Annotated in this window: 18 protein-coding genes and 1 pseudogene; 6 read left to right on the top strand and 13 right to left on the bottom strand. The window is 70.4% G+C overall.

The annotated features are described in order from the left end of the window. The first annotated feature begins 167 nt into the window (after positions 1-167). A complete protein-coding gene (locus tag C9I47_RS09835; protein ID WP_111266583.1) occupies positions 168-944 on the top strand; it encodes a sulfurtransferase in 777 nt (258 codons plus the stop codon). 32 nt (positions 945-976) lie between these two features. Here the strand turns inward: C9I47_RS09835 and C9I47_RS09830 are convergent, their stop codons facing one another. The 3 genes and pseudogenes from C9I47_RS09830 to C9I47_RS09820 form a co-directional block, all read right to left on the bottom strand. Further along, positions 977-1,354 carry a RidA family protein gene (locus C9I47_RS09830; RefSeq protein ID WP_111266582.1) on the bottom strand — a complete coding sequence of 126 codons (378 nt, stop codon included), beginning with the start codon at positions 1,352-1,354 and terminating at the stop codon, positions 977-979. 110 nt (positions 1,355-1,464) lie between these two features. Further along, a pseudogene (locus C9I47_RS09825) lies at positions 1,465-2,238 on the bottom strand (SDR family oxidoreductase). A gap of 125 nt (positions 2,239-2,363) precedes the next feature. Then, complete coding sequence (locus tag C9I47_RS09820; protein ID WP_111266581.1) at positions 2,364-3,371, bottom strand: aldo/keto reductase; 1,008 nt, start codon at positions 3,369-3,371, stop codon at positions 2,364-2,366. Positions 3,372-3,529: 158 nt separating this feature from the next. On the opposite strand from C9I47_RS09820, the gene C9I47_RS09815 reads away from it, so the two are divergent. Next, the gene (locus C9I47_RS09815) at positions 3,530-4,486 is read left to right on the top strand and encodes an AraC family transcriptional regulator (protein ID WP_223250083.1); all 957 of its coding nucleotides are present in this window, start codon (positions 3,530-3,532) and stop codon (positions 4,484-4,486) included. Between the two features lie 359 nt (positions 4,487-4,845). On the opposite strand, the gene htpG is transcribed toward C9I47_RS09815, so the two are convergent. The 5 genes from htpG to C9I47_RS09790 all read right to left on the bottom strand — a co-directional run bounded on the left by htpG (position 4,846) and on the right by C9I47_RS09790 (position 9,690). Further along, positions 4,846-6,753, bottom strand: a complete 1,908-nt coding sequence (htpG, locus tag C9I47_RS09810; RefSeq protein ID WP_111266579.1) for a molecular chaperone HtpG — start codon at positions 6,751-6,753, stop codon at positions 4,846-4,848. A 96-nt stretch (positions 6,754-6,849) separates the two neighbouring features. Beyond that, a complete protein-coding gene (locus C9I47_RS09805; protein ID WP_111266578.1) occupies positions 6,850-7,299 on the bottom strand; it encodes an FKBP-type peptidyl-prolyl cis-trans isomerase in 450 nt (149 codons plus the stop codon). Between the two features lie 94 nt (positions 7,300-7,393). Next, complete coding sequence (locus C9I47_RS09800; protein WP_111266577.1) at positions 7,394-7,951, bottom strand: SRPBCC family protein; 558 nt, start codon at positions 7,949-7,951, stop codon at positions 7,394-7,396. A 4-nt stretch (positions 7,952-7,955) separates the two neighbouring features. Further along, on the bottom strand, positions 7,956-8,360 hold the full coding sequence (locus C9I47_RS09795; RefSeq protein WP_111266576.1) for an ArsR/SmtB family transcription factor: 405 nt from the start codon (positions 8,358-8,360) through the stop codon (positions 7,956-7,958). Between the two features lie 91 nt (positions 8,361-8,451). Then, positions 8,452-9,690: a TIGR03862 family flavoprotein gene (locus tag C9I47_RS09790; RefSeq protein ID WP_111266575.1), complete on the bottom strand. Its 1,239-nt coding sequence runs from the start codon at positions 9,688-9,690 to the stop codon at positions 8,452-8,454. Positions 9,691-9,882: 192 nt separating this feature from the next. Here C9I47_RS09790 and C9I47_RS09785 point away from each other — a divergent pair, with 192 nt between their 5' ends. Together C9I47_RS09785 and C9I47_RS09780 are read left to right on the top strand one after the other, a co-directional pair. Beyond that, entirely contained in the window at positions 9,883-11,580 is a 1,698-nt protein-coding gene (locus C9I47_RS09785) for a serine hydrolase (protein WP_111266574.1), read from the top strand. A 196-nt stretch (positions 11,581-11,776) separates the two neighbouring features. Then, positions 11,777-13,567: a diguanylate cyclase domain-containing protein gene (locus C9I47_RS09780; RefSeq protein ID WP_190238468.1), complete on the top strand. Its 1,791-nt coding sequence runs from the start codon at positions 11,777-11,779 to the stop codon at positions 13,565-13,567. A 16-nt stretch (positions 13,568-13,583) separates the two neighbouring features. Here C9I47_RS09780 and C9I47_RS09775 read toward each other — a convergent pair whose 3' ends face one another. Both C9I47_RS09775 and C9I47_RS09770 read right to left on the bottom strand, forming a co-directional pair. Beyond that, positions 13,584-14,792, bottom strand: coding sequence for a BaiN/RdsA family NAD(P)/FAD-dependent oxidoreductase (locus tag C9I47_RS09775; RefSeq protein ID WP_111266572.1), 1,209 nt, complete (start codon positions 14,790-14,792; stop codon positions 13,584-13,586). 4 nt (positions 14,793-14,796) lie between these two features. Further along, the gene (locus C9I47_RS09770; RefSeq protein ID WP_111268070.1) at positions 14,797-15,342 is read right to left on the bottom strand and encodes a YaeQ family protein; all 546 of its coding nucleotides are present in this window, start codon (positions 15,340-15,342) and stop codon (positions 14,797-14,799) included. A 159-nt stretch (positions 15,343-15,501) separates the two neighbouring features. Between C9I47_RS09770 and C9I47_RS09765 the strand changes: the two genes are divergently transcribed. Next, the gene (locus C9I47_RS09765) at positions 15,502-16,377 is read left to right on the top strand and encodes a pseudouridine synthase (RefSeq protein WP_111266571.1); all 876 of its coding nucleotides are present in this window, start codon (positions 15,502-15,504) and stop codon (positions 16,375-16,377) included. 18 nt (positions 16,378-16,395) lie between these two features. On the opposite strand, the gene C9I47_RS09760 is transcribed toward C9I47_RS09765, so the two are convergent. The 3 genes from C9I47_RS09760 to C9I47_RS09750 all read right to left on the bottom strand — a co-directional run bounded on the left by C9I47_RS09760 (position 16,396) and on the right by C9I47_RS09750 (position 20,551). Further along, positions 16,396-17,151 carry a glutamine amidotransferase-related protein gene (locus C9I47_RS09760; protein ID WP_190238467.1) on the bottom strand — a complete coding sequence of 252 codons (756 nt, stop codon included), beginning with the start codon at positions 17,149-17,151 and terminating at the stop codon, positions 16,396-16,398. A gap of 434 nt (positions 17,152-17,585) precedes the next feature. Next, positions 17,586-19,439: a DEAD/DEAH box helicase gene (locus C9I47_RS09755; RefSeq protein WP_111266569.1), complete on the bottom strand. Its 1,854-nt coding sequence runs from the start codon at positions 19,437-19,439 to the stop codon at positions 17,586-17,588. Positions 19,440-19,591: 152 nt separating this feature from the next. Continuing rightward, entirely contained in the window at positions 19,592-20,551 is a 960-nt protein-coding gene (locus C9I47_RS09750) for a GGDEF domain-containing protein (protein ID WP_190238466.1), read from the bottom strand. A 318-nt stretch (positions 20,552-20,869) separates the two neighbouring features. On the opposite strand from C9I47_RS09750, the gene C9I47_RS09745 reads away from it, so the two are divergent. Beyond that, positions 20,870-22,459 (top strand): protein adenylyltransferase SelO, encoded by a 1,590-nt coding sequence (locus C9I47_RS09745; protein ID WP_111268069.1) that lies wholly within the window; start codon positions 20,870-20,872, stop codon positions 22,457-22,459. The last annotated feature ends 20 nt before the right edge of the window (positions 22,460-22,479 follow it).

Below are 22,479 nucleotides of genomic sequence, written 5' to 3'. Positions count from 1 at the left end.
ATCTTCTTGTTGTCGGCTTGCGATTGGCGACGGGGCGAACCGTTTCGCACCCGTGCCGCACCACCTTGGCAGTGCCCACATTCAGACAACGCGAAGAGCGCCCGGTTCCGGCGCCGGCACCGGCGACGTTCAGCGCCCGGGACGTGCCGGCGGCGTAGAATCGGCCGATGTTCGTCAATATCGCCGCCTACCATTTCACCCCGATCGACGACCCGGGCGCACTGTCCGGGCACCTGCACGGCCTGGCCGAGGCCGGCGGGCTGCGCGGCACCGTGCTGGTCGCCGCCGAGGGCATCAACCTGTTCCTGGCCGGCACCGCGGCGGCGATCGACGGTTTTCTGGATGGCCTGCGCGCGGACCCGCGTTTCGCCGCAATCGGGGTCAAGTACAGCCACAGCCGCACGCAGCCGTTCGCCAGGCTGAAGGTCAAGCTCAAGCGCGAGATCATCGCGTTCCGGCGCGAGGATGCCTCGCCGCTGGAGGGGCGCGCGCCGACGGTGGCGCCGGCCGAGTTGGCGCGCTGGCTCGACCAGGGCCACGACGACCGCGGCCGGCCGGTGGTGATGCTCGATACCCGCAACCGCGAGGAGGTCGGCCACGGCAGTTTCGCCAATGCGCTGACCCTGCCGATCGACAATTTCACCGACCTGCCGCAGGCACTGGCGCCGCACCGGGACGCGCTGGCCGACGCCACCGTGGTCAGCTTCTGCACCGGAGGCATCCGCTGCGAGAAGGCGGCGCTGTGGATGCGCGCGACCGGGATGGACAACGTGCTGCAGCTCGACGGCGGCATCCTCGGGTACTTCGAGCAGGTCGGCGGAACGCACTACGACGGCCGCTGTTTCGTGTTCGACGAGCGGGTCGCGTTGGACCCGGCGCTGCGACCGCTGGTCGACGGCGCGATGGATGCCCGCGCCGACGACGGCGCCCGCGACGCGGCCTGAGCCGGCGTCGCGCGGCCGGCGCGCTCCGGGGCCTATTCGGCGACCGCCATCACCGCCTCGACCTCCACCTTGAGGGCGGGGGCGAACAGGCCCGCGACCCGGATCAGCGAACTGGCGGGATAGTGGCCCCCGTAGTGCTTCTCCAGGGTCCGGCGAATGCCCTCGAGGTCGTCGCAGTCGGTGACAAGGACGGTGACCTTGACCAGTTCCGCCAGGCCGATGCCTTCGTTCTCCGCGATCCTGGCCAGTTGCGAATACACGTGGTCCAGTTGTTCGACGGTCGAGCCGTTCTCGGCCGGGGAGCCGAACGCGGTCAGCCCGGAGACGAACAGGTGACCGCCGGATCGGACCGCATGCACATAGGGGCCCGCCGGCGGCGGAAGGTCGGGATAGGTCTTTCGTTCGAGCATCTGATCGGATCTCCTGTTGTTGGGCCCCGCGCTGACCGGGGCCGGTGCCCGTCGGGGGCGTGAGGCGGCAGCGGAGTCCAGGCACCGCCGCCGGGGGATTGCGCCGCCGGTTACAGCAGTTGCGCGGTCGGCCGCACCACGATCTGGTTGACGTCGACGTCGGCCGGTTGCCCGATCGCGAAGGCGATCGCGCGGGCGATGGCCGCGGCCGGAATCGGCTCGGGGAGCGTCGCGTCCAGATGCTCGCGGGTCGTGGCGTCGGTGATGCTGTCGAACAGTTCCGATGCGGTCGCGCCCGGGGCGATCGTGGTCACCCGGATGTCGGCCCCGGCCTCCTGGCGCAGGCCTTCGGAGATCGCGTTGACCGCGAACTTGGTGCCGCAATAGACCGCGCCGCCGGGGAACACGACCTGGCCGGCCACCGAGGACAGATTGACGAAGTGGCCGGAGCGCTGCGAACGCATCACCGGCAGCGCGGCGGCGATGCCGTACAGCACGCCCTTGATGTTGACGTCGATCATCCGGTCTCACTCGTCGACGCGGCCGGCATCGAGCGGGGACAACGGCATCACGCCGGCATTGCCGACCATCACGTCGAGACGGCCGAAGTGAGCGACCGCGGCGCCAACGAAGGCCTCGACCTGGTCGTGCCGGGTCACGTCGACGGTCTGCGCGACGGCTTCGCCACCCTGTTCGCGGATGCGCGCGACCAGGGCATCGAGGCGTTCGCGGCGACGGGCGCCGAGCAACAGGCGGGCACCGTGCGCGGCCAGGTGCAGGGCGGTGGCTTCGCCGATGCCGCTGCTGGCGCCGGTGATCGCGACGACCTTGCCGTGGACCGGGTCCTGGTGAAGAGGCGATTGGGGTATGGAGGGGGTGGACATGGGAACTCCTGCGGACAGGCGCGCGCCGTCCGTCGCCGAGCGAGGCGCGCCGCGATGGGGAAGGATTGGGTGGGGCGCGCGGGTGCCGACCGGGGTCCGGTGCGACGCCCGCGCGGTGTCGCTGTTCAGGCGTTGACGGTCTGCATGAAGGCCTCCGGATAGCGGGTGCCGGCGACTTCGTGGCTGGCGAGCACTTCATCCAGCCTGGCCAGCGCATCGGCATCCAGCGCCAGCGCGGTGGCCGCCGCGTTCTCGTCCAGGCGGCCGATCTTGCGGGTGCCGGGGATCGGCACGATGTCCGGGCCGCGGTGCAGCAGCCAGGCCAGCGCCAGTTGCGCCGGCGTGCAGCCACGTGCCTGGGCCAGTGCGGTCACCGCTTCGACCAGGGCACGGTTGACGTCGATGTTGCCGTCCTGGAAGCGCGGGTTCTGCCGTCGCCAGTCGTTGTCGGACAAGGTGGCGGTGGAATCGATCGCGCCGGTCAGGAAGCCGCGGCCGAGCGGACTGTAGGGCACGAAGCCGATGCCCAGCTCGCGGCAGACCGGCAGGGCGTCGTGTTCGACATCGCGCGTCCACAGCGAGTACTCGCTCTGCAGCGCGGCGATCGGATGCACCGCGGCGGCGCGCCGTACGGTTTCTCCTGAAGCCTCGGACAGTCCCAGATGGCGCACCTTGCCGGCATCCACCAGGCGCGCCATCGCGCCGACGGTGTCCTCGATCGGCACTTTCGGATCGACCCGGTGCTGGTAGTACAGGTCGATGTGGTCGACGCCGAGCCGTTTCAGGCTGGCATCGCAGGCGGCGGCGACGTACCCGGGCGAACCGTCGATGCCGAGGAAGCTGCCGTCGGGCGCACGCACATTGCCGAACTTGGTCGCCAGCACGATCTTGTCGCGGCGCCGCGCCAGTACCTTCGACAGCAGGATCTCGTTGCGGCCGACGCCGTACATGTCGGCGGTATCGAGGAAGTCGACGCCGATGTCGAGGGCGTGGTCGAGCACGGCGAGGTTGGTCTGCTCGTCGGACGGTCCGTAGAAGTCGGACATGCCCATGCAGCCCAGACCGATCGCGGACACCTCCAGCGCGGCGCCGAGGCGGCGGCGGGGGACGGGGCGGGGAAGGGGAGTGGTCATCGCATCGCTCCAGTGGTGGGGTGCGGACAGCCTAGGTTCGGCGGCACCGGAGCCGGTAGACGGTTATCGCAGGATTCTTGCCCGATCCTGCATGACGCGTGGCGAGCCGCGGTTTCGCCCGCGCGGGCGGCGTATGCTGGGCCGCACTTGGAACTGCCATGAAAATCATGCAATTGCATACCGATCATCCGCGCGAGGCGCGCGCCGTCGACGACCCGCGTCAGCAGGAGCTGGCGGAGCGGGTTGCCCGATTGGTGCCGGCCGACGGTGTCCACCCCAGCGCCTGGGCGCCGCTGACCCTGATCCGCGCCAGCGCCCCGAACCAGGGCCTGCCGTCGGTGTACGAACCGAGCCTGTGCGTGGTCGTGCAGGGCAGCAAGCGCACCCTGATCGGCGACCGGGTGTTCCACTACGACCCGCTCAACTATCTGGTCGTGTCGGTGACCCTGCCGGCGGTCGGGCAGATCCTGGAGGCCAGCCCGGAGCAGCCCTACCTGTGCCTGCGGCTGGCGATCGACACCGAGGAGGTGGCCCGGCTGATGCTGGAACTGGGGCAGGACGGCGGCGGCGAAAGCCGCGACGGCGAGTTGGGCATGTGCGTGGCGTCGATGTCGGGCGAGCTGCTGGACGCCCTGCTGAGGCTGGTGTGCCTGCTCGACACCCCGCGCGACCTGCCGGTGCTGGCACCGGCGGCCAGCCGCGAGATCCAGTACCGGGTGCTGATGGGCGGGTTGGGTCACCAGCTGCGGCATCTGGCCGTGCACGACGGCCGCACCCATCGCGTCGCCCGTGCGATCGACTGGATCCGCTCGAATTACGACCGGACCCTGCGCGTGGACTCGTTGGCGGAGGCGATGCACATGAGCCCGTCTTCGCTGCATCACCAGTTCAAGGCGGTGACCGCGATGTCGCCGCTGCAGTTCCAGAAGCAGCTGCGCCTGCACGAGGCGCGGCGACTGATGTTCAGTGAGGGCATGGAAGCGGCCGTCGCCGCGCACCGGGTCGGCTACGAGAGCCCGTCGCAGTTCAGCCGCGAGTACCGGCGCCTGTTCGGCGCGCCGCCGCGGCGCGAGGTCAAGGCGATGCAGGGCAGCGCCGACGTGGGCGCTGTTTAGGCCGCGATCCCCAGGGCCATCCCATGAACGCCCATCGCGGCTTACGCCGCTCCTACGAAGAGCGCTCGTCTGCCTCGTGATCCAGCCCCCTGAGTCAGGGGGCGATTCGTGCCACAGGCACGAATCAGAAGTAGGCACGTGGTGCCGCAGGCACGAATGGGGGTGTGGCGGCGCATCGGCGGGGCCCGAGGTTTGCGCAGCCAACCTTGGGAGATATCCGGGCGCAGCCGGATATCGTTCCCCTGTAGGAGCGGCGCAAGCCGCGAGGGGCCCTGGCGGGCGAGCCTCGTCGCGGCTCAGGACGCTCCTGCGGGACGAGTAGTCGCGCGCATGGGGGCGTGGCGCCCCCATGTGTCGCGTCAGCCGGCCAGTTCGATCAGCAGCTTGTTGAGGCGGCCGACGTAGCCGGCCGGATCCTTGAGGCCATGACCGGCGGCCAGCGACGCCTGCTCGAACAGGATGTGGCTGAGCGCGTCGAAACGTTCGCCCGCCGCCTCCCGGTCCAGGCGCTGGATCAGCGGGTGCTCGGGGTTGAACTCGAATACCGGCTTCGACTCCGGCACCGCCTGGCCGCTGGCCTCCAGCAGATGGCGCATCTGCGCGCCGATGTCGTGTTCGCCCACCGCCAGCACCGCCGGCGACTCGGTCAGCCGATGCGACACGCGCACCTGCGAAACCTGCTCGCCGAGCGCGCCCTTGATCCGTTCGACCAGGCCTTCGCTGGCCTTGGCGATCTCTTCCTGGCGGGCCTTGTCCTCGCTGCTGTCGAGCTTGCCCAGGTCGAGATCGCCGCGGCCGACGTCGACAAAGCCCTTGCCGTCGAACTCCTGCAGATATCCCATCATCCATTCGTCGATGCGGTCGCTGAGCAGCAGCACCTCGACGCCCTTCTTGCGGAACACCTCCAGGTGCGGGTTGTTGCGCAACTGGGTATGGCTCTCGCCGACCAGGTAGTAGATCTTGTCCTGGCCGTCCTGCATGCGGCCGAGGTAGTCGGCCAGCGACACCGAGGGCTTGCCGCTGTCGTCGTGGGTGGAGGCGAAGCGGAACAGCGCGGCGATCTTCTCGCGGTTGCCGGCGTCCTCGGCCGGGCCTTCCTTCAGCACCTCGCCGAACTGTGCCCAGAACTTCGCGTACTTGTCGGTGTCGTCGGTGGCCAGTTTCGCGAGCATGTCGAGCACGCGCCGGGTCAGGGCGGTCTTCATCGAAGCGACCGCCGGGCTGTTCTGCAGGATCTCGCGCGAAACGTTCAGCGACAGGTCGCCGGAATCGACGACGCCACGGACGAAGCGCAGGTAGTTGGGCAGGAACTGGTCGGCGCGGTCGGTGATGAAGACGCGCTGCACGTACAGTTTGAGGCCGTGGTTGGCGTCACGGTGGTAGAGGTCGAAACCGGCGCGGCCGGGCACGTACAGCAGCGAGGTGTACTCGAGATTGCCCTCGACCTTGTTGTGGCTCCAGGCCAGCGGGTCCTCGAAGTCGTGGGCGATGTGCTGGTAGAAGGCGCGGTACTCGTCGTCGCCGATCTCGTTGCGCGGCCGGGTCCACAGCGCGCTGGCGTCGTTGACGCTTTCCCATCCGGTGCCGGCGTTGTCGTCTTCGCCGGCCTCGTCGGCGGCCTGCCTGGGCATCTCGATCGCGGCGCCGATATGGTCGGCGTAGCGCTTGATGATGCCGCGCAGGCGCCAGTCGTCGGCGAACTCGCCCGCGCCTTCCTTCAGATGCAGGACGATGCGGGTGCCCGGCTCGGCCTTGTCGATGCTGGCGACCTCGAACTCGCCCTCGCCGGTCGAGCTCCAGTGCACGCCCTCGCCGGCGGCCAGGCCGGCGCGGCGGGTGAACACCTCGACCCGGTCGGCGACGATGAACGAGGAATAGAAGCCGACGCCGAACTGGCCGATCAGCTGCGAGTCCTTCTTCTGCTCGCCGGTCATCCCGCGCAGCAGCTCGGCGGTGCCGGAGCGGGCGATGGTGCCGAGGTTGGCGACGACCTCGTCGCGGCTCATGCCGATGCCGTTGTCCTCGATGGTGACGGTGCCGGCGTCCTTGTCGGTGCTGATGCGGATGCGTGGCTCGCCCTGGCCCTCCAGCAGCTCGGGCCTGGCAATTGCCTGGAAGCGCAGGTTGTCGATCGCATCGGAGGCGTTGGAGACCAGTTCGCGCAGGAAGATTTCCTGGTTCGAGTACAGCGAATGGATCATCAGCTGCAGCAGCTGCTTGACCTCGGTCTGGAATCCAAGGGTTTCCTTGTGGGTTTCGATGCTCATCGCGGGGCTCTCTCCTGTGCACGATATTGCGCGGACAGGTCGGTAGATGGGCCCGCGGCCGGACCTTTCAAGCCCGCACGGTGCCGCTGGCCGCGCTCAGCGGGCGCCGGCCTCGTGCTCGCGCACGTCCAGCAGCTCGACCTCGAACACCAGCGAGCCGTTGGGCGGGATCACCCCGCCGGCGCCGCGGCTGCCGTAGGCCAGGTTCGACGGAATCCGCAATTCGCGCTTGCCGCCCACGCGCATGCCGGCCACGCCCTCGTCCCAGCCGCGGATCACCCGTCCGGCATCGAGCAGGAAGGTGAACGGCTCATCGCGGTCCAGCGAGCTGTCGAACTTCTCGCCGCGCAGGTCCGGCCGGCTCTGGTCGTAGTTCCAACCGCTGTAGTGGACAGTGACGTCCATGCCGGACTTGGCCACGGCGCCGTCGCCCTCGCGGATGTCGATGCGCTGCAGCTCGGCGACCGAGCCGCCGGCAGGCGGGCCGGGATCGCGGCAGGCGGCGAGGGACAGCAGCAGGCAGGCGAGGAGGGCGGAGCGCAGCATGGGCACGACTCGTCACGGCGGGCCGGCCAGTATCGCATCGCCGCGCGCGCGCAGGTCGGGGTTGCCCGGACCTGCGCGACGACGGTGTCCGGATTCAGGCCGCGGCCTTCGGTATCAGGCGCTCGTACTCGGCTTCGAGTTGATTGAAGCTGGCCCACAGCCCGGGCGGCGTCTGCTCGCCAAGACGTGCGATCAGCACCCGCAGGTGGGCGTGCCAGCCGCTGGCGACGCTGAGCATGGCGTCGCGGCCCGGCAGGCGGCGATGGGTCAGGACCAGTTCGACCTCGCTGCCGCGCGGCTCCAGTTCGAAGGCGACCTCGGAGCCCAGACCGGCGTCGTCCTCGTCCCAACTGATGACCAGCCGCTCGGGCGGCCGGCATTCGATCACGCGACCGCGACTGCGGGCCTCGTCGGCGATGCCGGCGTACTTGGCCGGCGGCGCGGCGTCGTTTTCGGTCAGCGTGTTGTTGCGGAACACCAGTTCATGGCGATCGCCGGGCGCGCCGAACGCGCCGTCGGCCAGCCATTGCCTGCGCAGCTCCGGCTCGGTCAGGTAGCGCCAGACCCGCTCGATCGGGCCGGGCAGGGTGCGTTGCAGGCGGATGGTGTCGGCCGCGACCAGGGTGCCGAGGGCGTCGTTGTCGGTGTGCATGGACTCACTCCTTGTTCTTGCGCTTGCGCCGTTTGGGAGAGGCGGGCGGGGTGGGGGTGGGGGGGGCGATGGAGGGGGCGGCATCGTCCGCCTCGAGCAGGGCTTCCAGGGCATCCAGGCGGCTGTTCCAGAAGCGTTCGTAGTGGCGGATCCATTCCAGGCCGGCGTGCATGGGCGCCGCCTTGAGATGGCAGGTGTGGGTGCGTCCCTCGACCTCGCGGCGGATCAGGCCGGCCCCTTCGAGCACCTTGATGTGCTTGGAGGCGGCGGCCAGCGACATCCGGAACGGCGCCGCCAGTTCGCCGACCTTGAGCGGTTGCCGCGCCAGCGCCTGCAGCATCGATCGCCGGGTCGGGTCGGACAGCGCCTGGAACAGGGCATCCAGTTGGGGGGAGTTGTTGTTAACCATGTGGTTGACGATATTCGCGTGCCCGGCGAATGTCAACCATCAGGTGAAATATCGGCGGCGCGCCCGACCCGCGGTCGCCGGCGGGGGGCGGTCAGCGCCGACGGAGCCAGTCGCGGGCGCCGCGTCCGGCGCGCAGGCCGCTGGCGAAGCAGGCCTGCAGCAGGTAGCCGCCGGTCGGCGCTTCCCAGTCGAGCATCTCGCCGGCGCAGAACACGCCGGGCAGGTCGCGCAGCATCAGCGCCTCGTCCAGCGCCTGCAGGCGCACGCCGCCGGCACTGCTGATCGCCTCGGCGATCGGACGCGGACGCAGCAGCCGCAGCGGCAGGCGCTTGATCGTTGTCGCGACCTGCGCGGCAACGTCGAGCGCGTTGGGACCGAGATGCTCGATCACCAGCGCCGCCTTGGCCGCCGACAGCCCGCTGGCGCGGCGCAGGTGTTCGCCGCGGCTGCGCTTGCCACGGGGGCGGGCGAGGTCGTCGCGCAGCCGGTCGCGGCTGCGGCCGGGGGCGAGGTCGAGTTCGAGCAGGGCCTGGCCGTCGCGGACGATGGCCTGTCGCAGCCCGGCCGACAGCGCATAGATCAGGCTGCCTTCGATGCCGGTCGCGGTGAGCACGCATTCGCCTTGCAGGGCGTGTTCGCCGTCGGCGTCGCGCCAGTGCGCGATCACCGGTTTCAGCGGTGCGCCGGCGTGGCGGGCCAGGTGCGCGCTCCAGCCGATGTCGAAGCCGCAGTTGGCCGGTTCCAGCGTGGCGATGTCGATGCCGCGCGCACGCAGCACGTCGACCCAGGCCCCGTCCGCACCCAGTTGCGGCCAACTGCCGCCGCCCAGCGCGAGCACGGTCGCACGCGCGTGGGTGGCGATCGCGCCATCGGGGGTGTCGAACCGCAGTGCGCCGGCCTCGTCCCAGCCCCGCCAGCGGTGCTGGACATGGAAGCGCACCCCCTGTTCGCGCAGCCGCCGGACCCAGCCGCGCAGCAGCGGCGCGGCCTTGCGGTCGTCCGGGAACACCCGTCCGGAGCTGCCGACATAGGTGTCCACGCCCAGCTCGCGCGCCCAGGCGCGCAGCGCGTCGGCATCGAAATCGTCGAGCCAGTGGCCGACCGCGGCCGCGCGTTCGCGATAGCGCGCATCGAAGCCGGGGCGTGGCTCGCCGTGGGTCAGGTTCAGGCCGCCCTTGCCGGCGATCAGGAACTTGCGTCCGACCGATCCCTTGGCTTCGAACAGATCGACCTCCAGGCCGGCCGCGCGCGCGACTTCGGCCGCCATCAGGCCGGCGGGGCCGCCGCCGATCACGGCGAGACCGGGCAGGGAGGTCGGGACGACGGACATCGGGCGGGCGCGTGCGGTGATCGCCGGGTGAGAGGCGGGCGCACATGATGCCACGCGACTTCCGGCCCTCCGGCGTGCGCGCGGACTTGCGGTATCGTCGGCGGCTTGTGCATTCGAACGAGGTGGAGCGTGGACCCAGCAGGTAATCGCAATCGTGCCGCCACTGACCCTGCCGCCGTGAGTCCTGCCGCCATGAGCTCCGCAGCCGTGGACCGGACCGCAGGCTGGTCGCGAGGCGCGCTGCTGGTGCTCGCACTCGCCTCGACCGGCATGCTCGCGGCGGCGCCGTCCGCGCGGGCACAGGAGGCCATGCAGGCGGCGGCCGCGGCCGAGCCCGCGGAGCTGGCCGGTTTCGACGCCTTCGTCGAAACCACCCGGGAGACCTTCGACGTGCCCGGCATCGCGGTGGCGATCGTCAGGGACGGCGAGGTGGTGCTGGAGCGCGGCTATGGCCTGCGCGACCTGCAGACCCGCGCGCCGGTGGGGCCGCGCACCCTGTTCGCGATCGCCTCCAACACCAAGGCCTTCACCAGCGCCTCGTTGTCGATCCTGGCTGACGAGGGCAGGCTCTCGCTCGACGACCGGGTGATCGACCACCTGCCGTGGTTCCGGATGTCCGACGACTACATCACCGGCGAGATGCGCATACGTGACCTGCTCGTGCACCGCAGCGGCCTGGGACTCGGCGCCGGCGACCTGCTGTACTGGCCGACCACCGACTACAGCACCGAGGAGGTCGCGCGACGCCTGCGCCACGTGCCGATCGACGGCAGCTTCCGCGGCCAGTACGCCTACGACAACATCCTCTACGGCGTCGCCCAACTGGTGATCGAGGCGGCCAGCGGTCAGTCCTACGCGCAGTTCCTGCAGCAGCGCATCCTCGATCCGCTGGGCATGGCGTCGACCCGGTTCAACAGCGACACGCTGCGCGCCGACGACGAGATCGCCACCGGCTACGCCAAGGCCGACTTCAAGGACCTGCAGCCGGCACCGCGAATGGCCTGGGCGAACGTCTCCGGCGCCGGCGGCCTGTATTCCAGCGTCCACGACATGACCCGCTGGATGCGGATGCAACTGGCCGGCGGCAGCTACCACGACGCCGCCGGCGAGACCCGGCGCCTGTTCAGCGAGAAGCGCCAGCAGGCGATGTGGACGGTGGTGACGCCGCGCGCGGTCGGCAAGGCGCCGGTACCGGAGCTTGCGCCGGCGATGCCGAACTTCTCCGGCTATGGCGAGGGCTGGAACCTCAGCGACTACCGCGGCGAGAAACTGGTCTGGCATACCGGCGGCTGGCCCGGCATGGTCTCGCGACTGACCCTGGTGCCCGAACGCGGGATCGGCATCGTCGTGCTGACCAATGCCGAGGTCGGCGGCGCCTTCCAGGCGGTCACCCTGCGGGCGCTGGACGCGATGCTGGGCGCGCCGGCGGAGGGCCCGACGGAGCATGACTGGAACGCGGCCTTCGCCGCCGCGCTGGCCGCCAGCCGCGGCAAGGCCGACGAGGACTGGGACAAGCACGTCGCCGCGCGCGACGCCCGCTCGAAGCCGTCATTGCCAGTGGCGGACTATGCCGCGACCTACCGCGACCCCTGGTACGGCGATGTCGCGATCGAACGCGACGGCGAGCGGTTGCGGATGCGCTTCACCCGCACCCCGGCCCTGCGCGGCACCCTCGAACACTGGCAGCACGACACCTTCATCGTGCGCTGGGACGAGCGCTGGCTGAACGCCGACGCCTTCGTCAGTTTCGTGCTGGACCCGGACGGCAAGGTCCGCGAGGCGAGGATGGAGGCGGTGTCGCCGCTGACCGATTTCAGTTTCGATTTCCAGCACCTGCGACTGGCGCCGGTCGAGACGGCGCAGGACGAGACCACGGCCGATCGCGGCTAGTGCGGCGCTCCCGTCGATGTGCGTGTTTGTGACCGTGGTCGCGCCGTCGCGGCGATGTTTTGACATGGTGTAACGGGCGTGGCGGGCACCATGGCAGACGTAACCGTCGCGCCTGCGTGACAACCGTGGCCTCTCCGATTCCGGAACTTCCGCGGGCGAAATCGGTCAACGGAGCGAGGCTGTCATGGACCATCCAATGACACGGAAGGCGTTCTGGCTGGACCATCCGCTGTTGGCGCTGCTGGTTGGCGCGAGCGCGTGGTTGTCGCTGACCCTGGTGCGCGCGCCCGGCGAGCTGTCGGTGGTCTGGATCGGCAACGGCATCCTGACCGGTTGGCTGTTGTCCAGGCCGACGCGGCAGTGGCCGGGCTACGTGCTGACCGGGTTCGCGGCCGGTGTCGTGGCCCATGTGTTGTGCGGGGACGCGGTCGCGTACGCCGCGGCCATCGGCGCGTGCGGCCTCGTCGAGGTGCTGATCGTGGCCGGCTTCGTCAGGCGGCTGGTGCCCGATGTCGGCGATCCCAGGAACTGGCTCAGGCTCGGCGGCATCGCCACCGGCAGCACCCTGCTGGCCTGCGCGGTGTCCGGGCTGCCGGCCGCCACGATCGCGATCATGGCCCATGGCGGTTCGTTCATGGGCGAGCTGTTCAGCTGGTACGCGGCGCACGTGCTCGGGATGGTGATCTTCGCCACCACGACGGTCGTGGTCCAACGCGAAGGGCTGCGCCTGGCGACCTTGTCCGGCAGGCGTCGCGGCTTCCTTGGCAGCATGGCGTTGCTGGCCTTGGTGGTCATCGCGGTGTTCCTGCTGGAGTATCCGCTGCTGTTCCTCGCCTATCCGCCGCTGTTGCAGGGAGCGTTCCGGCATGGTTTCGCCGGCCTCGCCGTGGGCGTGGCCCTGCTGGCGGTGATCTCCAGCGTCGCCACGGCGATGGGATACGGGCCGCTGTGGGCGCTGGAGGGCATCGACACCGCCGGGCGCATCGCGCTGTTGCAGCTGTATGTCGCCAGTGGCTGCCTGATGACCATTCCGGTGGTCCTGGCAATGGGCGAGCGCAAGCGCCTGACCTCGCGCCTGCGCGACAGCGAGCACCGCTACCGGCTGCTGGCGGAGTTCTCGCACGATCTCGTGGTCAGGATGCGCACCGACGGCGAGCGGTTGTATGTCTCGCCGTCGGCGCGGGACATGCTCGGCTGGGAGCCGGCCGACATGCTCGGATCGCGCTGGAGCCTGATCCATCCGGACGACCGGCAATACCAGGCCGAGGCGATGGCCAGCGTCATCGCCACCGGCCGGGCGAGGACGGACACCTACCGCGTGCGTCACAAGGACGGTCACTACATCTGGGTCGAAGCGGTGACGCAGCCGATTCCCAGCCCGGATCGAGAGGGGGGATGCGAGATCATTTCCGCCGCCCGCGACGTCACCGGCCGGGTCACCGCGGAACTGGCACTGGAAGAGAGCCGGCGCGAGCTGGAACGCCTCGCCCGGGTCGATACCCTGACCGGTCTCGCCAATCGGCGCCAGTTCGACGAGCGCATGTCGCTGGCGCTGGAACGTCTGCGGCGGCACGGGCAGCCGCTGGCCCTGATCTATCTCGATGTCGACCACTTCAAGGGCATCAACGACACCCACGGCCACGAGGTCGGCGACCGGGTCCTGTGCGAATTCGCCCGGCGCCTGCAGGACAACGTGCGCGCGGTCGACCTCCCGGCGCGGCTCGGCGGCGACGAGTTCGTGGTCGTGATTGAGGATGCCGACGTTCCGGGCGCGGCGGTGGCGATCGCGCACAAGCTGGTCGAGGTGATGGGGCGGCCGGTCGAGGTCGACGGTACGAGCCTGAACATCTCCACCAGCATCGGCATCGCCTATGCCTACGGTGCGATCGACGCCAAGACCCTGATGTCGTCCGCCGATGCCGCCCTGTACAGCGCCAAGAAGACCGGGCGCAACCGCTACTGCATCCGGCCGCCGGCGGAATGCTGACGCGGCGGCGCGTCGGTCATGCGGCCAGGCCGGCGGCGTGACCGGAGGCCCAGGCCCACTGGAAGTTGTAGCCGCCCAGCCAGCCGGTGACATCGACGACCTCGCCGATGAAGTGCAGTCCCGGCACCTGCCGCGACTCCATCGTCTGCGAGGACAGGCCGTCGGTGTCGACCCCGCCCAGGGTCACCTCGGCGGTGCGGTAGCCCTCGGTACCGCTGGCGACCAGCGGCCAGGCCGACAGCACCGCGGCGATCGCCTTCAGTTGCGGCGGGTCGAGTTGGCGCATCGGCCGATGCCCGCTGCGGCCCGGCAGCCAGACCTCGCACAGGCGCTGGGCGAAGCGTCTGGGCATCGCGTCCGACAGCACGGTCTGGAGTTCGGCGGCGGGGCGCGCGGCCTGCTGCCGCTGCAGCCAGTCCAGCGCGTCCTCGCCCGGCAGCAGGTCCAGGTGCAGGGCATCGCCGGGCTGCCAGTACGAGGAGATCTGCAGGATCGCCGGCCCGCTGATGCCGCGATGGGTCACCAGCATCGCATTGCTGAACGACTGGCCGTTGCAGCTGGCGGTCACCGGCAGCGACAGCCCGCTGAGTCCGTGCATGCGTTCGAGGTGCTTGCCGCTGAGGGTCAGCGGCACCAGGCCGGCGCGGGTCGGCAGCACCTCGTGGCCGAACTGGCGGGCCAGCTCGTAGCCGAAGCCGGTCGCGCCCATGCTCGGGATCGACAGGCCGCCGCAGGCGACCACCAGCCGCGGCGCGCGCAGGACGCCCTGCGAGGTGGCCAGCCGGTAGCGGCCGTCGTCGTCGAGTCCGATCCGCTCGACCGCGCAGGAGGTCAGGATGCGGACGCCGACGGCCTCGCATTCGTCGACCAGCATCTTCACGATCAGCTTGCTCGACACATCGCAGAACAGCTGGCCCAGCTCCTTCTCGTGCCAGGCGATGCGATGGCGGTCGACCATCTCGATGAAGTGCCAGGGGGTGTAGCGGGCCAGCGCCGACTTGCAGTAGTGCGGGTTGGCCGACAGGTAGTTGGCCGGGGTGGTGCCGGTGTTGGTGAAGTTGCAGCGGCCGCCGCCGGACATCAGGATCTTCTTGCCGACCCGGTTGGCGTGCTCGACGACCGCCACCCGCCGCCCGCGCCCGCCCGCGGTCAATGCGCACATCAGACCGGCGGCGCCGCCGCCGACGATCAACAGGTCGTAGTGGTCGTGGGCGCGCGCGCTCATGCGCTCACTGGGAGGCGAGGCGGACGTCCGGTCGCAGCGCGACGCTGCCCTGGTCGCTCATCAACTGCAGCTCGCCGTCCTGGATCAGTGCCTGCAGGCGCATGCCGCGCTTGCCGATCGCCGCCAGCGCGTCGACCGTGTCCGGGCGCAGGTCGAGCACGGTGAGGTTCTTCAGCCGGGTCAGCGAATTGGCGATCTTGTTCCACCAGATGTCGGCCGCGTTTCCGCTGTAGTTGACCACCACCACCTGGCGCGCCCGCGCGCAGGCCTTCTTGATCCGCGATTCGTCGGGCTGGCCGAGGTCGATCCACAGATCGATGTCGCCGGTGTAGTCGCGCTGCCACAGGTCGGCGTCGTCCTCGTTGCTCAGGCCGCGGCCGAACTCCAGCCGGTCGTTCGCGTAGAGCGCGAACGCGACCACCCGCACCATCAATCGCTGGTCGGTCTCCGAAGGGTGCTGGGCGAGGGTGAGGTCGTGGGTGGCGTAGTGGTGCCGATCCATGTCGCTGATCTGCAGCTCCGCCTTCACCACGGTGGAATTCAGGGCCATGTCCGGCTCGATGCGCAAAGGAGCGCCATTCTAGCCGCCGCGGACGCGATCGGCGGTGCCGGAGCGGGAAACCGGTTCCGCGCGCCCGGGCCGGCGGGGCGAAGAGCCGGGCCAGGAGGGCGCGCGTCGACGCGGCCGGTCGCGGATAATGGCGCGATCGTGAGCGCGACGCCTCCGCCCCTTCCCAGCCGCCTGCAACTGCCGCCAGGGCCGTGGCCGACCCTGCTCGACGGCGTCTGCGCGCGTTTCCCGCGGATCCCGCGCGAGGTCTGGCAGTCGCGTTTCGCCCGCGGACGGGTGCTGGATGCGCAAGGGCGGGCCCTGTCCGCCGATGCCCGCTACCGGGTCGGGATGGAGATCCGCTATTTCCGCGAAGTGGCCGACGAGACGCCGATTCCCTTCGCCGAAAGCGTGGTCCACCTCGACGAGCACCTGCTGATCGCCGACAAGCCGCACTTCCTGCCGGTCACCCCGGCCGGCGGATTCGTCGAGCAGACCCTGTTGTCGCGGCTGCGACGGCGGACCGGGATCGACACCCTGGTACCGCTGCACCGGATCGATCGCGGCACCGCGGGGCTGGTGATGTTCTCGGTCGAGCCGGCGACGCGGGCGCGCTATCAGGCGTTGTTCCCGCAGCGCCGCATCGACAAGGTCTATGAGGCGCTGGCGCCGTGCCTGGGCGGGGACTTCCCGCGCCTGCACCGTTCGCGGATCGAGCGTGGCGAGCCGTTCTTCCGCATGACCGAAACGCCCGGCGAGCCCAATAGCGAGACCCGCATCGAAGTGCTGGACCGCGGCGACGGCGGCATCTGGCGCTACCGCCTGCGCCCGGTGACCGGGCGCAAGCACCAGTTGCGCGTGCACATGGCGGCGCTGGGGGCGCCGATCCTCAACGATCCGTTGTATCCGCAATTGCGGGCGCCGGCGGAGGACGACTTCGGACGACCGTTGCAGTTGCTGGCGCGGTCGCTGCGGTTCGAGGACCCGCTGGACGGGCGCGAGCGTCGCTTCGAAAGCCGGCTCGGACTCGGCTGAGCGAGGCTCCGGGCCGGCTCAACCGAACTCGCGCGAGGGCAGGGTGATCCGCCGCTGCGGGCGTCCGACCAGATCGAGGAAGCGGTTGAACACCGCCTCCGACTGCGCCTTCATCGTCGCGATGTGCTGGCGGGTCTGCGCGCGGATCGTCTCGATATCGGTCGGATGGCCGTCGGCGGCGAGCTCGGCGAGATAGCGCGGGTTCGCCAGCCAGCGCTCGATCAGGGCCTCGTCCATCTCCAGGTGGAACTGGAAGCCGTAGGCGTTGTCGCCGAAGCGGAAGGCCTGCGGCTCGCACAGCGGCGAGCGGGCCAGGTGCACGGCCTCGCGCGGCACCTCGAAGCTGTAGCGGTGCCACTGGAATACCGGCGCGGCGTCGCCGAGCGGGGCCAGCACCGGGTCGCCGCGGCCGGCATCGGTGGTCGCCAGCGGATGCCAGCCGACCTCCGGGGCCGGGTGGCGACGGACCGGTGCGCCGAGCACGTGGGCGAGCAGTTGCGCACCCAGGCAGATGCCCAGCACCGGCCTGCCGAGCTCGAGCATCCGTTCGATCGCGCGCAGCTCGGTGCGCAGGTGCGCGCGGCGGTCGCACTCGTCGACGTTCATCGGCCCGCCCAGCACCACCAGGCCGCGGTAGCGGTCCATGTTCGGCGCGGCGTCGGGGTCGCGCTCGAAGTTGGTGAAGCGGATCCGGTGCCCGCGTCGGCGGATCAGCGGGTCGAGCGTGCCCAGGGGCTCGGCGGCGACATGCTGGAAGACCTGGATGCGGGGCATGGGGAGCGGTGGCGGAGGATGCGGCGGGACGGTCCGGCCACTATGCCAAAACCGGCGCCGGCGCAGATGACGACTGCCCAGGTCGTCATGAGCGAATGGAACCAGCGGCCAGCCGGGCGCAAGCCGCGGTCCGTGGCCATTCCATGAAAGCCCGTCGCGGCTCACGCCGCTCCTACGGGAGCTCCACGGATGTCGGCAGTGCATCGGCGATGTCGACCATCGTCGGCGCCCGGCGTACAGGATGTGGCCGAGACTGAGGACCGGCCTGCCTTTCGTAGGAGCGGCGTAAGCCGCGATCCGGGTATTCCATGGAAGCCCCATCGCGGCTTACGCCGCTCCTACGGCATCAAGGCAGGCTCCCCCCCTGAGTCAGGGGGGCGATTCGCATCGCAGATGCGAGCCGCCGCTCCAACGCCGAAAGCAGCAGGTTCGGCTCAGCGTCCGCGATGCGGCTTCTTGGGGCCGCGCGGGCCGGGCTTGCCGCGCGGCTTGCCGGGGTGCGGGCGTCCGCCGTGCGGGCGCCGCGGCGGGCGGCCGTCGTCCTCCGGGATGCTGCCCGGGCGGCTGATCCGCAGCGGCTGGCCGGCGACCCGGACCTTCTTCAGGTGTTCCATCAGTTCGCGCGGCATGCCCTCGGGCAGGTCGACGTAGCTGTGGTCCTGGCGGATGTCGATGCGGCCGATGTAGCGGCTTTCCAGCTCGGCCTCGTTGGCGATCGCGCCGACGATGTTGCCCGGCTTGACCCCATGGGTGTGGCCGACCTCGATGCGGAAGGTCTCCATTCCGGCATCGGGCACGTGGGGACCACGTTCGTGCGGGCCACGCTCGCGCGGGCGCGCGTCGTCGAACATCGCCTCGCCGCGGTTGCGCGGGCCGCGCTCGCCGTGGCGGTCGGAGCCGGGACGTGGGTGCTCGGGGCGCGGCTTGTCCTTGGGCTTGTCCAGCAGCAGCGGCTGTTCGCCCTGGACCAGGCCGGCGAGGGCGGCGGCGATCTCGGCCATCGGCACGTTGCGCTCGCGTTCGTAGCGTTCGACCAGCTCGCGGAACATCGCCAGGTCGGCGCGCTCCAGCGATTCGCCGATACGGCCGAGGAACTTGTTGACGCGCTGCTCGTTGACGGTGTCGATGCTCGGCAGCTCCATCGCCTCGATCGCCTGGCGGGTCGCGCGCTCGATCGCCCGCAGCATGCCGCGTTCGCGGGGGGTCACGAACAGGATCGCCTCGCCGCTGCGGCCGGCGCGGCCGGTGCGGCCGATACGGTGGACGTAGCTCTCGGTGTCGTAGGGAATGTCGTAGTTCAGCACGTGGCTGATCCGTTCCACGTCGAGGCCGCGGGCGGCGACATCGGTGGCGACCAGCACGTCGATGCGCCCGTCGCGCAGCTGCTGGACGGTGCGTTCGCGTTGCTGCTGCTGGACGTCGCCGTTGATCGCGGCGGCGGCGAAGCCACGCGCGGTCAGCTTCTCGGCCAGTTCCTCGGTGGCCTGCTTGGTCCGCGTGAAGATGATCATCGCGTCGAACGGCTCGGCCTCCAGGATCCGGGTCAGCGCGTCGAGCTTGTGCACGCCGCTGACCCACCAGTAGCGCTGGCGGACGTTGTCGGAGGTGGTGGTGCGGGCCTTGATCGCGATCTCGACCGGTTCGCGCAGGTAGGTCTGGGCGATGCGCTTGATCGGCGCCGGCATCGTCGCCGAGAACAGCGCGACCTGGCGCGTCTCCGGGGTCTTCTTCAGCACCGCCTCGACATCGTCGATGAAGCCCATCCGCAGCATCTCGTCGGCCTCGTCCAGGACCAGGCACTCGAGCTGGGACAGGTCGAGCGAGCCGCGCTCGAGATGATCGATGATCCGGCCCGGGGTGCCGACCACGACATCGACCCCGCGGCGCAGGGCGGCCAGCTGCGGGCCGTAGCTCTGGCCGCCGTAGATCGGCAGGACCTGGAAGCCGGGCAGGTGGTGGGCGTACTTGTGGAAGGCCTCGGCGACCTGGATCGCCAGCTCGCGGGTCGGTGCCAGGACCAGGGCGCGTGGCTTGCGCTGGCCGGCGGGCGCGCCGGCGCGGGCGACCCGGGCCAGGATCGGCAGCGCGAACGCGGCGGTCTTGCCGGTGCCGGTCTGGGCCTGGCCCAGCAGGTCGCGGCCCTCCAGCAGCGGCGGGATGGTCGCCGCCTGGATCGGCGAGGGCGACTCGTAGCCGACCTCGCTCAGGGCCTTGAGCAGGGGCTCGGGAAGCGAGAGATCGCCGAAGCCCAGGGGGCTGCTGTCGTCGTTCGCGCTATCGTTGTTCATTGGAGGGCTCCCTCGGACTGCCCGCGAGGGCCAATCGCCCATTCTACGCTCCGACGGTGGCATCCCGTGCGTCGCGCGGTTCGCGGGTCAGCGTGGATTGGGGCGGCGGGCCCGCTCCGGAACGGCCCGGCGGAGCCCGTCCAGGGGCGGATTCAGGCCTGCTCGACCCGATCCCGTCCCAGGCGCTTGGCGGCCAGCAGGGCGGCATCGGCGCGGTCGGTGGTGGTTTCCAGGGGCTCGCCGTCGCGGACCTGGGTCACTCCGGCGCTGATCGTGACCGACGCGGGGGTGTCGATCGCGGCGACCGCCCGGCGGATGCGTTCGGCGACCCCGGTCGCGGCCGCCGCGTCCAGGTCCGGCAGCAGGGCGACGAACTCCTCGCCGCCGATCCGCGCCAGCAGGTCGTACTTTCTCAGTTGTGCACGCATCACCGTGGATACTTCCTGCAGCAGGGCGTCGCCGCGGGCATGGCCGTAGCGGTCGTTGATCGACTTGAAGTGGTCGAGATCGAAATACACCACCGACAGTGGCGTGCCGGCGCGCTGATGGGTGCGGCGCATGAGCTCGGCGCGCGCTTCCCAGCCGTCGCGGTTGGCGGTGCCGGTGAGCGAGTCGCGATGCAGTCGTTCCAGCAATCGTTGCCGGTGCATGAAGATGTCCGCCGACGCGCCCAGATGGGCCGCGCGCTGGGTCAGGCCGATCGCGCAACCGGCGCCGAAGAACAGGCCGTAGGCGCCCCACAGCGCCAGCGGCGTGCCGAGGTGCCACAGCAGCCCGCACATCGGCAGGGCCAGCGCCGCGATGATCCCGGTCGCGGCCAGCCGCGACAGCGCGAACGGCAGCAGGATGACCGCCATCAGCATGACCGCCACGTGGGTCAGGCTCAGTCGGGCGGGTTCGATCGCGGTGGTGGCCGCGATCGCGACGCTGAACACCAGGGTGTAGAGGATTCCGAACACCACCGTGCGGCGGCTGAAGCCGGAAGCGCGGATCAGCCAGGCCGCGATCAGCAGGGCCAGCACCAGCGCCAGACGCAACAGCAGGGTCCAGCGCGCCGACGCGCCGAGCACCACCAGGTCGCGCAGCCAGCCCACCGCGAACAGCAGCGGCATGGTGAAGGTCAGCAGGGTCAGTCCGGCGCGCGATTTGGCGAATGTGAACCTGAGCAGCCGAACGCGTTCCGAGGCCGGCAATTGCCGGTGCCGTGGCCGACGCCACCTGCGTCCACGCCATGCGGAGATCAGACCCATCGACCGTGGCCCCCTGGTTCGAAGCTGTGTTACCCGGCGTCCTGTCGTGCGGCTCCCTGTTGTTGTCGGCGATGCGAATTCGGGCCTGCCGGTTCGGGGGGGCGTCAGATCCGGCGCAGAGCGCGTGCGATCATGGTCGGGCTCCCCTTCGAACCGAACGCGTTGCCGGCGCGTCCCCGAATGCCCATCTCCTCGCCACCGATACTACGCTTCGACAACGCCTTTGTCCGCGAGATGCCGGGCGATCCCGACCAGGGGCCCGGCACCCGCCAGGTCGAAGGCGCCGCCTGGTCCGCGGTGCGGCCGACCCCGGTGCCGGCGCCGCGGATGCTGGCCTGGTCGGCGGAGATGGCCGAGCGGCTGGGCCTGGACGCGGCCTTCATGGACGGCCCGCTGGCGGCGGCGGTGCTGGCCGGCAATCGCCTGCTGGACGGTATGGCGCCGTTCGCCGCCAACTACGGCGGCCACCAGTTCGGCCACTGGGCCGGCCAGCTCGGCGACGGCCGCGCGATCGGACTGGGCGAGGTGCTCGATGCCGCCGGCGAGCGCTGGGAGCTGCAGCTCAAGGGCGCCGGCCCGACCCCGTATTCGCGCAGCGCCGACGGCCGCGCGGTATTGCGCTCCTCGATCCGCGAGTTCCTGTGCAGCGAGGCGATGCATCACCTCGGGGTGCCGACCACGCGCGCGCTGAGCCTGGTCGCGACCGGCGAGACGGTGGTGCGCGACATGTTCTACGACGGCCATCCGGAGGCCGAACCGGGCGCGATCGTGTGCCGGGTGGCGCCCTCGTTCCTGCGCTTCGGCAACTTCGAGCTGCCGTCCGCGCGCGGCGACCAGGCGCTGTTGCGCCAGCTGGTCGACTTCTGCATCCGCCGCGATTTCGCGCATCTGTCCGAACGGCACCGGTCCGGCGCGGGCGAGGCCTTGTACGGCGACTGGTTCGGCGAGGTCTGCGAGCGCACCGCGGCGATGGTCGCCGACTGGATGCGGGTGGGGTTCGTGCACGGGGTGATGAACACCGACAACATGTCGATCCTCGGCCTGACCATCGACTACGGGCCCTACGGATGGATCGACGACTACGACCCGGACTGGACCCCGAACACCACCGACGCGACGCATCGCCGCTACCGCTTCGGCCAGCAGCCGCAGGTCGCCTACTGGAACCTCGGCCGTCTCGCCGGCGCATTGGCGCCGTTGTTCGACGGTGTCGAGGCGTTGCAGGACGGGCTGCGCCGCTACGTGGACGCATTCAACCGCGCCGAACGCGGCAATACCGCGGCCAAGCTGGGACTGGAGGCCTGCCGCGACGACGACATCGCCCTGATGCAGTCCCTGCGCGAGCTGCTGAAGGCCGGCGAGATCGACATGACCCTGTTCTTCCGCGGGTTGCCCGGAGTGGACCTGTCGGCGCCGTCGCTGGACGCGCTGGATGCGGCGTTCTACGACGCCGACAAGCGCGAGGCGGTGGCGCCGGCGCTGCTGCAGTGGCTGGCCGCCTACGCGAAGCGCGTCGACGAGGACCCGCTTCCCGACGAGCACCGCTGCGCTTTGATGAAGGCGACCAACCCCCGCTACGTGTTGCGCAACTATCTCGCCCAGCAGGCGATCGACCGTGCCCACCAGGGCGATATCGCGGGCGTGACCGAGCTGCTGGAGGTGATGCGCCGGCCCTACGACGAACAGCCCGGCCGCGAGGCCTTCGCCGCCCGCCGTCCGGACTGGGCCCGCGATCGCGCCGGCTGCTCGATGCTGTCCTGCAGCTCCTGAGCCGCGAAGCGGCGCGCCGG

The sequence above is a fragment of the Marilutibacter maris genome (assembly GCF_003233695.1).
Taxonomy (GTDB): Bacteria; Pseudomonadota; Gammaproteobacteria; order Xanthomonadales; family Xanthomonadaceae; genus Marilutibacter; species Marilutibacter maris.
This window is presented reverse-complemented; position numbering and strand designations above follow the sequence as displayed.